Source organism: Pseudogulbenkiania ferrooxidans 2002 (assembly GCF_000174355.1).
Lineage (GTDB): Bacteria > Pseudomonadota > Gammaproteobacteria > Burkholderiales > Chromobacteriaceae > Pseudogulbenkiania > Pseudogulbenkiania ferrooxidans.
In genome coordinates, this window is record NZ_ACIS01000001.1 from 129,317 (window position 1) to 142,185 (window position 12,869).

General features: G+C 62.5%; 14 protein-coding genes. All 14 read left to right on the forward strand.

Annotated features, from left to right (window positions below):
- The first annotated feature begins 142 nt into the window (after positions 1-142).
- The 14 genes from mnmG to glmU all read left to right on the forward strand — a co-directional run bounded on the left by mnmG (position 143) and on the right by glmU (position 12,776).
- Positions 143-2,035, forward strand: a complete 1,893-nt coding sequence (mnmG, locus tag FURADRAFT_RS00650) for a tRNA uridine-5-carboxymethylaminomethyl(34) synthesis enzyme MnmG (RefSeq protein ID WP_008952152.1) — start codon at positions 143-145, stop codon at positions 2,033-2,035.
- A complete protein-coding gene (gene rsmG / locus FURADRAFT_RS00655; protein WP_008952153.1) occupies positions 2,032-2,658 on the forward strand; it encodes a 16S rRNA (guanine(527)-N(7))-methyltransferase RsmG in 627 nt (208 codons plus the stop codon). Before mnmG ends, rsmG begins: the two co-directional genes overlap by 4 nt.
- On the forward strand, positions 2,655-3,446 hold the full coding sequence (locus FURADRAFT_RS00660; RefSeq protein WP_008952154.1) for a ParA family protein: 792 nt from the start codon (positions 2,655-2,657) through the stop codon (positions 3,444-3,446). The genes rsmG and FURADRAFT_RS00660 overlap by 4 nt, the downstream gene beginning before the upstream one ends.
- Positions 3,447-3,449: 3 nt before the next feature.
- Positions 3,450-4,304, forward strand: a complete 855-nt coding sequence (locus FURADRAFT_RS00665; protein ID WP_008952155.1) for a ParB/RepB/Spo0J family partition protein — start codon at positions 3,450-3,452, stop codon at positions 4,302-4,304.
- 91 nt (positions 4,305-4,395) lie between these two features.
- Positions 4,396-4,758 (forward strand): ATP synthase subunit I, encoded by a 363-nt coding sequence (locus FURADRAFT_RS00670; protein ID WP_008952156.1) that lies wholly within the window; start codon positions 4,396-4,398, stop codon positions 4,756-4,758.
- 9 nt (positions 4,759-4,767) lie between these two features.
- Positions 4,768-5,577, forward strand: a complete 810-nt coding sequence (gene atpB, locus FURADRAFT_RS00675) for a F0F1 ATP synthase subunit A (protein ID WP_008952157.1) — start codon at positions 4,768-4,770, stop codon at positions 5,575-5,577.
- Between the two features lie 60 nt (positions 5,578-5,637).
- Positions 5,638-5,925, forward strand: coding sequence for a F0F1 ATP synthase subunit C (gene atpE / locus FURADRAFT_RS00680; RefSeq protein ID WP_008952158.1), 288 nt, complete (start codon positions 5,638-5,640; stop codon positions 5,923-5,925).
- Positions 5,926-5,975: 50 nt separating this feature from the next.
- The gene (locus FURADRAFT_RS00685) at positions 5,976-6,446 is read left to right on the forward strand and encodes a F0F1 ATP synthase subunit B (RefSeq protein ID WP_008952159.1); all 471 of its coding nucleotides are present in this window, start codon (positions 5,976-5,978) and stop codon (positions 6,444-6,446) included.
- 7 nt (positions 6,447-6,453) lie between these two features.
- Positions 6,454-6,990, forward strand: a complete 537-nt coding sequence (locus FURADRAFT_RS00690) for a F0F1 ATP synthase subunit delta (protein WP_008952160.1) — start codon at positions 6,454-6,456, stop codon at positions 6,988-6,990.
- A gap of 8 nt (positions 6,991-6,998) precedes the next feature.
- Positions 6,999-8,543, forward strand: coding sequence for a F0F1 ATP synthase subunit alpha (atpA, locus tag FURADRAFT_RS00695; RefSeq protein WP_008952161.1), 1,545 nt, complete (start codon positions 6,999-7,001; stop codon positions 8,541-8,543).
- Positions 8,544-8,584: 41 nt separating this feature from the next.
- The gene (atpG, locus tag FURADRAFT_RS00700; protein ID WP_008952162.1) at positions 8,585-9,451 is read left to right on the forward strand and encodes a F0F1 ATP synthase subunit gamma; all 867 of its coding nucleotides are present in this window, start codon (positions 8,585-8,587) and stop codon (positions 9,449-9,451) included.
- 43 nt (positions 9,452-9,494) lie between these two features.
- Positions 9,495-10,889, forward strand: coding sequence for a F0F1 ATP synthase subunit beta (atpD, locus tag FURADRAFT_RS00705; RefSeq protein WP_008952163.1), 1,395 nt, complete (start codon positions 9,495-9,497; stop codon positions 10,887-10,889).
- A 15-nt stretch (positions 10,890-10,904) separates the two neighbouring features.
- Positions 10,905-11,327, forward strand: coding sequence for a F0F1 ATP synthase subunit epsilon (locus FURADRAFT_RS00710; RefSeq protein ID WP_008952164.1), 423 nt, complete (start codon positions 10,905-10,907; stop codon positions 11,325-11,327).
- 84 nt (positions 11,328-11,411) lie between these two features.
- Positions 11,412-12,776 carry a bifunctional UDP-N-acetylglucosamine diphosphorylase/glucosamine-1-phosphate N-acetyltransferase GlmU gene (glmU, locus tag FURADRAFT_RS00715; RefSeq protein ID WP_008952165.1) on the forward strand — a complete coding sequence of 455 codons (1,365 nt, stop codon included), beginning with the start codon at positions 11,412-11,414 and terminating at the stop codon, positions 12,774-12,776.
- The last annotated feature ends 93 nt before the right edge of the window (positions 12,777-12,869 follow it).

Sequence of the window (12,869 nt, forward strand, 5' to 3'; positions counted from 1 at the left end):
AAGCCGTGTCGTCGCGATGACAGTGGCGTGACGGTGCGTGGTCGCCGCCGTGACAGGGAGAATCAAGCAAATCAATCACTTATCAGAACAGCGGTTTTGACGTAAAATAGGCCGTTTTTCGTTCGCAGCGCGCTCACCAGCCATGATTTATCCGACAACCTTCGATGTAATAGTGGTAGGCGGCGGCCACGCCGGTACCGAGGCGGCCCTGGCGGCGGCCCGCATGGGGTGCAGCACGCTGCTGCTGACCCACAATATCGAGACGCTGGGCCAGATGTCGTGCAACCCGTCGATCGGCGGCATCGGCAAGGGCCACCTGGTCAAGGAAGTCGACGCGCTGGGCGGCGCCATGGCGCTGGCCACCGATATCGGCGGCATCCAGTTCCGTACCCTGAACGCCTCCAAGGGCCCCGCGGTACGCGCTACCCGTGCCCAGGCCGACCGCGTGCTGTACAAGGCGGCGATCCGCCACGTGCTGGAAAACCAGGACAACCTGACGCTGTTCCAGCAGCCGGTGGACGACCTCTTGATCGAGGGCGACCGTGTCGCCGGCGCCATCACCGCGATCGGCATCACCTTCCGCGCCAAAACCGTGGTGCTCACCGCCGGCACCTTCCTCTCCGGCAAGATCCACGTCGGGCTGGAAAACTACACCGGCGGCCGCGCCGGCGATGCCGCGGCCTCGACGCTGGGCGCGCGTCTGCGCGAACTCGACCTGCCGGTGGGTCGCCTCAAGACCGGCACCCCACCGCGCATCGACGGCCGCACCGTCGATTTCTCGGTGATGGAAGAGCAGCCGGGCGATACCCCGGAACCGGTGTTTTCCTACCGCGGCAGCCGCAGCCTGCACCCTAAACAGCTGCCGTGCTGGATCACCCACACCAACGAGCGCACTCACGAGATCATCCGCAGCGGCTTCGAGCGCAGCCCGATGTTCACCGGGGTGATCGAAGGCGTTGGCCCGCGCTACTGCCCGTCGATCGAAGACAAGATCAACCGCTTCGCCGACAAGGACAGCCACCAGGTGTTCCTGGAGCCGGAAGGACTCACCACCCACGAGTTCTACCCCAACGGTATCTCGACCAGCCTGCCGTTCGACGTCCAGCTGGCCGCGGTGCGCTCGATCCGCGGCATGGAAAACGCCCACATCCTGCGCCCCGGCTACGCCATCGAATACGACTACTTCGACCCGCGCGGCCTGAAATCGACGCTCGAGACCAAGAGCATCCAGGGCCTGTTCTTCGCCGGCCAGATCAACGGTACCACCGGCTACGAAGAGGCCGCGGCGCAAGGGCTCTTGGCCGGCCTCAACGCCGCGCTGTACAGCCGCGACCAGGACGGCTGGTGCCCGCGCCGCGACGAAGCCTACCTCGGCGTGCTGGTCGACGACCTCATCACCAAGGGCGTGTCCGAGCCCTACCGCATGTTCACCAGCCGCGCCGAATTCCGCCTGCAGCTGCGCGAGGACAACGCCGACCTGCGCCTGACCGAGGCCGGCCGTCGCCTGGGCCTGGTCGGCGATGCGCAATGGGACGCCTTCTGCCGCAAGCGCGACGCGGTCGAGGCGGAAAAGACACGCCTGAAAACCACCTACCTGCACCCGGCCAAGGTCGACATGGCCGCCGTGGCGCAGTTGCTCGGCAAGCCGATCGAACGCGAATACAACCTGCACGACCTGCTCAAGCGCCCCGACGTCAGCTACACCGCGCTGATGACGTTGGCCGAAGCCGGTGGCGGCGTGGATGACGGCGCGGTTGCCGAGCAGGTGGAAATTCAGGTCAAATATCAGGGCTATATCGACCGCCAGAACGACGAGCTGGCCCGCCGCGACAATCTCGAGGACGTGCGCCTGCCGGCCGACATCGACTACAGCCTGGTCAAGGGGCTGTCGAAGGAGGTGCAGCAGAAGCTCAACAGCCAGCGCCCGGAAACCCTGGGCCAGGCCTCGCGCATCCAGGGCATCACCCCGGCCGCGGTCGCCCTCCTCATGGTTCACCTTAAACGCGGCTTTGCCGACGCGAAAAAAACCGCATGACACATACTGCAGAACTGACTCACGGCCTGGCCGAGCTGAAGCTCGACCTGACCCAAGAACAAATCGCCCGGCTCGAGTCCTACCTCGCGCTGCTGGCCAAGTGGAACCAGACCTACAACCTGACCGCGGTGCGCGAAGAAGAGCGCATGGTCAGCTACCACCTGCTCGACAGCCTGACGCTGGTGCCGCAGCTGGCCGGCGGAACGCGCCTGCTGGACGTCGGTTCCGGCGGCGGCATGCCCGGCATCCCGGCGGCGATCGCCCGTCCCGACCTCCAGGTGGTGCTGCTCGATTCCAACCACAAGAAGACCACCTTCCTGCGTCAGGCGGTGATCGAGCTCAAGCTCGACAACGTCGAGGTGGTGACCAACCGCGTCGAAGCCTACCAGCCGGAACAGAAATTCGACCGCATCACCAGCCGCGCCTTCGCCGAGCTCGCCGAGTTCGTCAAGCTCACCCGCCACCTGCTGGCGCCGGGTGGCCAGTACGTGGCGATGAAGGGTGTCTACCCCTACGAGGAAATCGCGCTGTTGCCGGAAGGCTTCGCCGTGGCGGAAGTGCTGCCGCTCACCGTGCCGGGTCTCGACGCCGAGCGTCATCTGGTGAGGATCGTGGCGCAATGACCTGCCGCGTGATCGCAGTCGCCAACCAGAAAGGCGGCGTCGGCAAGACCACCACCGTGGTCAACCTGGCCGCCGGCCTGGCGGAGATGGGGCGGCGCGTGCTGATCGTCGACCTCGACCCGCAGGGCAACGCCACCATGGGCAGCGGCATCGCCAAGGGCTCGCTCGCCACCTCGGTCTACCAGGTGCTGCTGGGGGACGTCGGCGTCGCCGAGGCGCGCCAGCCGGCCAAGGAAGGCGGCTACCATGTGCTGCCGGCCAACCGCGACGTCGGCGGTGCCGAGCTGGAACTGGTGCACGAGCTGGCGCGCGAGGCGCGGCTGAAGAATGCCCTGGGCGAGGTGCTGGGCGAGTACGACTACATCTTCGTCGACTGCCCGCCGTCGCTCAACCTGCTCACCCTGAACGGCCTGGTGGCCGCCGAGAGCGTGCTGATCCCGATGGTGTGCGAATACTACGCGCTGGAAGGCCTGTCCGACCTGGTCACCACGCTGCGCAAGGTGCGCGTCGCGGTCAATCCCAAGATCGAAATCCTCGGCCTGTTGCGCACCATGTTCGATGCGCGCAGCAACCTGTCGCAGCAGGTGTCGCAACAACTGGCGCGCCATTTCGGCGACAAGGTGTTCGACACCGTCATCCCGCGCAACGTCAGGTTGGCCGAAGCGCCCAGCCACGGCCTGCCCGGGCTGATCTACGACCGCAACTCGCGCGGCGCCCAGGCCTATCTGACGCTGGCCGCCGAGCTGACGGCTCGGCTAGAATCCGCAACCCCCTCACTCTCGCACTGACACATGGCCAAACTCAAAGGACTCGGGCGCGGCTTGGACGCGCTCTTAGCCACCGTAGACGGAGCGGACGACCGCCTGCAAACCCTGCCCATCGACAGCATCCGCCCAGGCAAATACCAGCCGCGCACGCACATGAGCGAAGACGCGCTGGACGAACTGGCGGCCTCGATCCGTGTGCAGGGCGTGATCCAGCCGGTGGTGGTGCGCGAGATCGGGCTTGGCGATTACGAACTGATCGCCGGCGAGCGGCGCTGGCGCGCTTCGCGCAAGGCCGGTCTTGCCGACGTGCCGGCGGTGATCAAGTCGGTGCCGGACGAAGCCGCGCTGGCCATGGCGCTGATCGAGAACATCCAGCGTCAGGAGCTCGACCCGATCGAGGAGGCGCGCGGCCTGCAGCGCCTGATCGACGAATTTGGCCTGACCCACGAAGCCGCCGCCGACGCTGTCGGCCGCTCGCGCAGTGCCGTCTCCAACCTGCTGCGCCTGCTGGCATTGCCGGAGCCGGTGCAGACCCTGGTGCACCAGGGGCAGCTGGAAATGGGGCACGCCCGCGCCCTGTTGCCGCTCGAGGTGATCGACCAGATCGCGCTGGCGCAGCAGGTGGTGGAGCAGGGCTGGTCGGTGCGCGAAGTCGAGCGCCGCATCCAGCGCCTCAACGCGCCTCGCCCCGAGGGCAAGCCGCAGCCCCGCCTCGACCCCGACATCCAGCGTCTCGCCGAAACCCTGTCCGAGTCGCTCGGCGCCGCCGTCAGCATCCGCCATGGCGCGCGTGGCCACGGCAAGTTGACGATCGAATACGCCAGTCTCGACGAGCTGGATGTCGTGCTGGCAAAACTGCAAGCAAAATCAAGCGCCTGATTCGCAACGACACGGGTATGTCAATTGGGGATTTTGTTGACTGGCATCAAGCCCCAAGCCTATAATCGGTCGATTTTTTTGCATTGCTGACATGATCAATCGGGAAGTAAAGCGAGTCGTGCGCCTGCAGGTGGTGCTGACCCTGGTGGCGGTACTGGTGGCGGCGGTGATCGGCGGTTTTGCCCCGATTCTCCCGGTTTCGGTCGTGATTGGCGGGCTGTGTGCCATTGTTCCGGCCCTGCTCTACGGCAAGATCGCCTTCGCGCGCCGGCATGAGCCTCCGGCGGTGCTGATGAGGGCGCACTTCAAGGCCGAGGCGGTGAAGTTTTTCACCACTCTCCTGATGTTTGGGGCGGCCCTGGTGTTTTTCAAGGATTTATCCGTAGTCGGATTGTTTGGTGGATATATGACAGCCACTTCCGGCTACTGGTTCGGGCTTCTAATCAAAAATTGAGAAAGTGCAATGGCTAGCAACGCTACAGAGTACATCAAGCACCACCTGACGTTCTGGAACTCGTCGCATGAAGGCGGCTTCTGGAGCCTCCACGTCGACACCTTCTCCATCTCGCTGCTGCTGGGCTTCATTTTCGTTGGCGTCTTCGCCTCGGTCGCCCGCAACGCCAAGCTGGAAAACCCGGGCCGTCTGCAGCTGTTCGTCGAATCACTGATCGAAATGGTCGACACCCAAGTCAAGGAAATCTTTCATGCCAAGAGCAAAGTGGTTGCCCCTCTCGCACTGACCATCTTCTGCTGGGTGTTCCTGATGAACGCTATGGACATGCTGCCGGTCGACCTGCTGCCGTGGGTTGCCGGCAACATCGGCGCCGCCCTGGGCCACGACCCGCATCACGTCTACCTGCGCGTGGTACCGTCCGCCGACGTCAACGCCACCTTCGCCATGTCGCTGTCGGTGATGCTGTGCATCATCGGTTTCTCGATCAGTGCCAAGGGTGTCGGCGGCTGGACCAAGGAACTGTTCACCGCGCCGTTCCACGCGCACAACCCGGTGCTGGCCCTGATCCTGGCTCCGGTCAACTTCGCCTTCCAAATGGTTGAGCTGGCCGCCAAGCCGATTTCGCTTTCCCTGCGTCTGTTCGGCAACATGTACGCCGGCGAACTGATCTTCATCCTGATCGCACTGCTGCCGTGGGGCGCGCAGTGGCTGCTCGGCGCACCGTGGGCCATCTTCCACATCCTGGTGATCACGCTGCAGGCCTTCGTGTTCATGATGCTGACCATCGTGTACCTGAGCCTGGCCGTCGAAGCCCACTAAGAACGATTTTTCAAACCCTTTTACCAACCATCCTTGTAATACCTTTTAGGAGATATATAAATGGAAGCTCTCGTTTCTCAGATCCAGTCGATGACCGTTCTGGCTGCTGCCCTGATCATTGGCTTCGGCGCTATCGGCACCGCTCTGGGCTTCGCCATCCTCGGCGGCAAGTTCCTGGAGTCCTCCGCTCGCCAGCCGGAAATGATCCCGGTTCTGCAAACCAAGCTGTTCATCATCGCTGGTCTGCTGGATGCGATCTCCATGATCGGTGTGGGTGTTGCCATGCTGTACACCTTCAACAACCCGTTCCTGGCCGCTGCTGTTGCTGCCCTGAAAGCTGGCGCTTAATTCCCAAGCGTAAACGGTTGTTGTAGTCACCACACTGGAGGAAAACAAGCGTGGAATTCAACGCGACACTACTGGGCCAGGCGATTACCTTCGCCATCCTGGTATGGTTCACCATGAAGTTTGTTTGGCCTCCGCTGACCAACATGATGGACGAGCGTGCCAAGCGTATCGCTGATGGCTTGGCCGCGGCAGAGCGTGGCAAACAGGATCTGGAAGCTGCTGAAAAGCGTGCCGGCGATGAGCTGCGCAAAGCCAAGCAGCAAGCGACCGAAATCGTGATGGCCGCCGAAAAGCGCGCCTCCCAGATCGTGGAAGAAGCGAAAGAAACGGCCCGTACCGAGGGTGCCCGTCTGGTTGCTGAAGCCAAGTCCGATATCGATCAGGAAGTGCTGCGTGCCAAGGAGACCCTGCGCGAGCATGTGGCCTCGCTGGCTGTAGCCGGTGCGGAAAAAATCCTGCGCCACGAGATCGACAAGGCCAAGCACGCTGAACTGCTTGCCTCCATCAAAGCGGAGTTTTAATTAACTCATGGCAGAACTCATTACCGTAGCAAGGCCCTACGCCCAAGCGGTATACAGCCTTGCCACCGAGCAGCAGCGACTGGATGCCTGGTCCGAGGCTCTCGGTTGGCTGGCTGCCATGGTGAGCAACCCGGACGTAGCCGATGTGGTTACCAATCCGAAACATACCGCACAAGAGGTTGAGGCGCTGATGCTGGGCGTACTCGGCGAGCGCGCCAGCGAAGACGTCAAACGCTTCGTCGGCACGCTGATCGAGAACCATCGCCTGACGTTGCTGCCGTTCATCACCGAACAGTTCGAGCTGCTCAAGGCCGAGGCCGAAGGCGCCATCGACGCGACTGTCGAAAGCGCTTTCCCGCTCACCGACGAGCAAGCGGCCGAACTCACCGGCATGCTTTCCAAGAAGTACGGCAAGTCCGTGCGTCTTGACGTGCATGTGGCCCCCGAGCTGATTGGCGGGGTGCGGGTGCTGATCGGCGACGACGTCATCGACGCGTCCGTGCGCGGCAAACTGCACACCATGGCAGCTAGCCTCAAGAATTAGGAGAGATCATGCAGTTGAACCCCTCTGAGATCAGCGATCTGATCAAAGCCAAGATCCAGAACCTGGCCGAAGGCTCCGAGACCCGTACCAAAGGTACCGTGATCTCCGTGACCGACGGTATCGTTCGTGTCCATGGCCTGGCAGACGTGATGCAGGGCGAAATGCTCGAATTCCCGGGCAACACCTTTGGCCTCGCCATGAACCTGGAGCGTGACTCCGTGGGCGCCGTAATTCTCGGCGAATACGAGCACATCTCCGAGGGCGACGAAGTCAAGTGTACCGGCCGCATTCTGGAAGTTCCGGTTGGTCCGGAACTGGTAGGTCGCGTGGTGAACGCGCTGGGTCAGCCGATCGACGGCAAGGGCCCGCTCAACGCCAAGCTGTCCTCCCCGATCGAAAAGATCGCCCCGGGTGTGATCGCCCGTAAATCGGTTGACCAGCCGATGCAGACCGGCCTGAAGTCGATCGACTCCATGGTTCCGGTAGGCCGCGGCCAGCGTGAGCTGATCATTGGCGACCGCCAGACCGGTAAGACCGCCGTAGCGCTGGACGCGATCATCAACCAGAAAGGCACCGGCGTCATTTGTATTTACGTCGCCGTCGGCCAGAAGGCTTCGTCGATCGCCAACGTGGTACGCAAGCTGGAAGAACACGGCGCTATGGGTCACACCATCGTGGTGGCCGCTGCCGCTTCCGAAGCTGCCGCGCTGCAGTTCATTGCACCGTACTCCGGCTGCACCATGGGCGAATACTTCCGCGACAGCGGCGAAGATGCGCTGATCGTGTACGACGACCTGTCCAAGCAAGCTGTTGCCTACCGTCAGATCTCGCTGCTGCTGCGTCGTCCGCCGGGCCGCGAAGCCTACCCGGGCGACGTGTTCTATCTCCACTCCCGTCTGCTGGAACGCGCTTCCCGCATCAACGAGGAAGAGGTAGAGAAGCTGACCAAGGGTGCCGTGAAGGGCAAGACCGGTTCGCTGACCGCCCTGCCGATCATCGAAACCCAGGCTGGTGACGTGTCCGCCTTCGTTCCGACCAACGTGATTTCGATTACCGACGGTCAGATCTTCCTGGAAACCGACCTGTTCAACGCGGGTATCCGTCCGGCCATCAACGCCGGTATCTCGGTATCGCGCGTCGGTGGTGCGGCTCAGACCAAGGTGATCAAGAAGCTCGGCGGCGGTATTCGTCTGGCGCTGGCCCAGTACCGCGAACTGGCTGCGTTCTCGCAGTTTGCTTCCGATCTGGACGAAGCCACCCGCAAGCAGCTGCAGCACGGCGAGATCGTTACCGAACTGATGAAGCAGAAGCAGTTCGCCACCCTGTCGACCGCCGAAATGGCGCTGACGCTGTGGGCGGTGAACAAGGGTTACTACGAAGACGTGCCGGTCAAGAAGGCGCTGGCGTTCGAAGCCGCGTTCCTGGCCTACGTCCGTGCTAACCACGCCGACGTTCTGAAGGCAACCGACGCCTCCGGTAACTTGACTGACGACCACGAGAAGGTACTGGCCAAGGCGATCGAATCGTTCAAGGCTGGCTACAGCTTCAACTGAGCCTTTCGGCCAACGTTGTAGTCAACTGAAAGGTTCAGGAAATGGCAGTCGGAAAAGAGATTCTCACCAAGATCCGAAGCGTGCAGAACACGCAGAAGATCACCCGCGCGATGCAGATGGTGGCAACCTCCAAGATGCGCAAAACGCAAGAGCGTATGCGCGCTGCCCGTCCTTACGCCGAGAAGGTGCGTACCGTCATGGCGCACCTCGCTCAGGCTAATGCGGATCTTGAGCATCCACTGCTTGCCCGTCGCGACGTCATCAAGCGTGCCGGCATCATTGTCGTTACCTCGGACAAGGGCTTGTGTGGCGGTTTGAACGCCAACATCCTCAAGCGCTTCTTCTCCAAGGTGAAGGAACTGCAAGATGCCGACGTCAAGGTCGACGTGTGCTGCCTCGGTCAGAAAGGTCTTTCTGCCGCCCAGCGCACCCGCCTGAACGTGACGGCGAGCGCGGTCCATCTGGGCGATGTGCCCAAGATGGACAAACTGATTGGCCCGCTTACAGTGATGTTGAAGCAGTACGCCGATGGCGAACTGGACGCGGTCTACATCGTGTATTCCCGCTTCATCAATACGATGAAGCAGGAGCCGGCCCTGGAACAGCTGCTTCCGCTGTCCCCGGACAACATGGTGGTCGAGCACACGCACTCGTGGGATTACCTCTACGAGCCGAATGCGCTCGACGTCATGGAGTTCCTGGTCAAGCGTTACATCGAATCGGTGGTGTACCAGTCGGTAGCCGAAAACATGGCTTCCGAACAGGCTGCCCGTATGGTGGCGATGAAGTCCGCCACCGACAACGCGGGTAACGCCATCAAGCAGCTGCGACTCGTGTACAACAAGTCGCGCCAGGCAGCGATTACCAAGGAATTGTCCGAAATCGTGTCCGGTGCCGCAGCGGTGTAAGCCGGTAACAGACTGTAAAAGTTTATTGAGTTAGGAACCGATAATGAGCCAAGGCAAAATCGTACAAATCATTGGCCCGGTACTCGACGTGGAGTTTCCGCGCGATGCCATGCCAAGGGTTTATGATGCCCTGAAGCTGGTCGACACCGATCTGACGCTCGAAGTCCAGCAGCAGCTGGGCGACGGCGTGGTGCGCACCATTGCAATGGGTAGCTCGGACGGCCTGAAGCGTGGCATGGCAGTAGTCAACACCGGCGCAGCGATCTCCGTGCCGGTAGGTGCCGCCACTCTAGGTCGCATCATGGACGTGCTGGGTAACCCGGTGGACGAAGCCGGCCCGGTGGCGACCGAAACCCGTCGTGCCATTCACCAGCCGGCCCCGAAGTTCGACGAACTGTCGAGCGCAACCGAACTGCTGGAAACCGGCATCAAGGTGATCGACCTGCTGTGTCCGTTCGCCAAGGGCGGTAAAGTGGGCCTGTTCGGTGGTGCCGGTGTGGGCAAGACCGTGAACATGATGGAGCTCATCAACAACATCGCCAAGGCGCACTCGGGTCTGTCCGTGTTCGCCGGCGTGGGTGAGCGCACTCGTGAAGGTAACGACTTCTACCACGAAATGAAGGACTCCAACGTCCTCGACAAAGTGGCGATGGTTTACGGCCAGATGAACGAGCCGCCGGGCAACCGTCTGCGCGTGGCGCTGACCGGTCTGACCATGGCGGAGCAGTTCCGTGACGAGAAGGACGAAAACGGCAAGGGCCGCGACGTTCTGTTCTTCGTGGACAACATCTACCGCTACACCCTGGCCGGTACCGAAGTATCCGCCCTGCTGGGTCGTATGCCGTCCGCGGTGGGTTACCAGCCGACGCTGGCCGAGGAAATGGGCCGTCTGCAGGAACGTATTACCTCGACCAAGGAAGGTTCGATTACTTCCATCCAGGCCGTTTACGTCCCTGCCGATGACTTGACCGACCCGTCTCCGGCCACCACCTTCGCCCACCTGGATGCGACCGTGGTACTGTCGCGTGACATCGCTTCGCTGGGTATCTACCCGGCGGTGGATCCGCTCGACTCCACTTCCCGCCAGCTGGATCCGCTGGTGGTGGGTGACGAGCACTACTCTGTGGCGCGTGGTGTACAAACCACCCTGCAGAAGTACAAGGAACTGCGCGACATCATCGCGATTCTGGGTATGGATGAACTGTCCGAAGAGGACAAGCTGGTTGTGGCGCGTGCTCGTAAGATCCAGCGCTTCCTCTCCCAGCCGTTCCACGTGGCCGAAGTATTTACCGGTTCGCCGGGCAAGTACGTGTCGCTGCGTGACACCATCAAGGGCTTCAAGGCCATTCTCAGCGGTGAGTACGACCACCTGCCGGAACAAGCGTTCTACATGGTTGGCTCCATCGACGAAGCTGCTGAGAAAGCCAAGTCCCTGTAACCAAGGAGAGGGCTCATGGCCAAGATGCATGTGGAAGTGGTCAGCACCGAACAGCTCATCTACTCGGGTGAGGCAGAATTCCTCGTGGCTCCGGCCCAGGAAGGCGAGATCGGTGTGTATCCGCGACACGTGCCGCTGCTGACCCGTATCAAGCCCGGCGTACTGCGTCTGACAGTGCCGGGCTCCAAGGACGAGGTACTGGTGGCGGTGTCGGGCGGCATGATGGAAGTGCAACCGACCCACATCACTGTTCTGGCCGATACGGCGATTCGCGGTGAGGATATCGACGAGGCTCGTGCCAACGAGGCCAAGCGTGCCGCCGAGGAAACGTTGAAGAAGTCGGTCGACGACCTCGACACGGCAAAAGCCCACGCCGCGCTGGCGGTGGCGATTGCCGAGCTGAAGGCGCTCGACTACCTCAGAAAGCGTGTCCACTAAAAGCACGCGAGCAAATCGTGTATAGTGCAAGGCTGCCACATCTGTGGCAGCCTTTTTTCATTGTTTAACGCATAGTCAACGCTCATGGCCCGACTCAGTATCGTCATTCTCGCTGCCGGCAAAGGCAAGCGCATGTACTCCTCCCTGCCCAAGGTGCTGCATCCGATCGGGGGCGAACCGATGCTGGCGCGGGTGATCCGCACCGCCCGCTCACTCGACCCGGAAACGCTGGTGGTGGTGTACGGCCACGGCGGCGACAAGGTACGGGCGGTGATCGGCGAAACGGCGGTGAGCTGGGCCGAGCAGGCCGAGCAGTTGGGCACCGGGCACGCGCTGAAGATGGCCTTGCCGGCCTTGCCGGCCGACGGCAAGACGCTGGTACTGTACGGCGACGTTCCGTTAATTACCCAGTCGACGCTGCTGGATCTGGTGGCGGCTGCCGGTGACGAGGTGGCGCTGCTGACCGACGTGCTCGACAATCCGTCCGGCTACGGCCGCATCGTGCGCGACCAGGAAGGCAGCATTCGCGCCATCGTCGAGGACAAGGACTGCGCGGCAGAGCAGCAGGCCATCCGCGAGATCAACACTGGCATGCTGGTGCTGCCGAATGCCCGTCTGGCCGGCTGGCTCAGCGCGCTGTCCAACGGCAACGCGCAGGGCGAATACTATTTGACCGACGTGATCGAGCTGGCGGTACGCGACGGCGTGCGCGTGCACGGTGTCAAGGTGCCGGCATCGTGGCAGGCCGCGGGGGTCAACAACAAGGTGCAGCTGGCCGAGCTGGAGCGCATCCTGCAGCAGAACCAGGCGCGTGCCTTGCTGGAAGCCGGCGTCACGCTGGCCGATCCGGCGCGCATCGACATCCGCGGCGTGCTGCGCCACGGCCAGGACGTCAGCATCGACGTCGGTTGCGTGTTCGAGGGTGAGGTCGAACTGGGTGAGGGCGTCTCGATCGGCGCCCACTGCGTGCTGAAGAACGCCAAGGTGGCGGCCGGCAGCAAGATCGCGCCGTTCTCGCACCTGGAAGACGCGGTGGTCGGCGCTGGCTGCAAGATCGGTCCCTACGCTCGCCTGCGTCCGGGGGCGGAACTCGCCGAGCAGGTGCACATCGGCAATTTTGTCGAGGTGAAGAAGAGCCGCATCGGCGTCGGTTCCAAGGTCAATCATCTGACCTACATCGGTGACGCCGAAATCGGCAGCGGCAGCAACATCGGTGCCGGCACGGTGACCTGCAACTACGACGGCGTCAACAAATTCAAGACCGTGATCGGTGACAACGCCTTCGTCGGCTCCGGCACCATGCTGGTGGCGCCGGTGACGGTGGAGGACGGCGCTACCATCGGCGCCGGTTCGGTGATCAGCAAGACTGCGCCGGCCGAGGCGCTGACCGTGGCGCGGGCGCGTCAGACCACGGTTGCCGGCTGGCAGCGCCCGCTGAAAAAGGGCTGAGGCACGGTACCGTGCAGCCCGGGTAGTGAAAACATCGCGATAACTGTAACCTTCGGCCGGGAATGGCCGGAGGAGGCTTGGGGTGCGACCCCG

Excerpts from the sequence above, each read along its gene's own strand:
- FURADRAFT_RS00670 (WP_008952156.1), top strand. The coding sequence starts at position 4,396 with ATGATCAATCGGGAAGTAAAGCGAGTCGTGCGCCTGCAGGTGGTGCTG.
- atpG (WP_008952162.1), top strand. The coding sequence starts at position 8,585 with ATGGCAGTCGGAAAAGAGATTCTCACCAAGATCCGAAGCGTGCAGAAC.
- atpE (WP_008952158.1), top strand. The coding sequence starts at position 5,638 with ATGGAAGCTCTCGTTTCTCAGATCCAGTCGATGACCGTTCTGGCTGCT.
- atpD (WP_008952163.1), top strand. The coding sequence starts at position 9,495 with ATGAGCCAAGGCAAAATCGTACAAATCATTGGCCCGGTACTCGACGTG.
- FURADRAFT_RS00665 (WP_008952155.1), top strand. The coding sequence starts at position 3,450 with ATGGCCAAACTCAAAGGACTCGGGCGCGGCTTGGACGCGCTCTTAGCC.
- atpA (WP_008952161.1), top strand. The coding sequence starts at position 6,999 with ATGCAGTTGAACCCCTCTGAGATCAGCGATCTGATCAAAGCCAAGATC.
- mnmG (WP_008952152.1), top strand. The coding sequence starts at position 143 with ATGATTTATCCGACAACCTTCGATGTAATAGTGGTAGGCGGCGGCCAC.
- FURADRAFT_RS00710 (WP_008952164.1), top strand. The coding sequence starts at position 10,905 with ATGGCCAAGATGCATGTGGAAGTGGTCAGCACCGAACAGCTCATCTAC.
- glmU (WP_008952165.1), top strand. The coding sequence starts at position 11,412 with ATGGCCCGACTCAGTATCGTCATTCTCGCTGCCGGCAAAGGCAAGCGC.
- atpB (WP_008952157.1), top strand. The coding sequence starts at position 4,768 with ATGGCTAGCAACGCTACAGAGTACATCAAGCACCACCTGACGTTCTGG.
- FURADRAFT_RS00660 (WP_008952154.1), top strand. The coding sequence starts at position 2,655 with ATGACCTGCCGCGTGATCGCAGTCGCCAACCAGAAAGGCGGCGTCGGC.
- rsmG (WP_008952153.1), top strand. The coding sequence starts at position 2,032 with ATGACACATACTGCAGAACTGACTCACGGCCTGGCCGAGCTGAAGCTC.
- FURADRAFT_RS00690 (WP_008952160.1), top strand. The coding sequence starts at position 6,454 with ATGGCAGAACTCATTACCGTAGCAAGGCCCTACGCCCAAGCGGTATAC.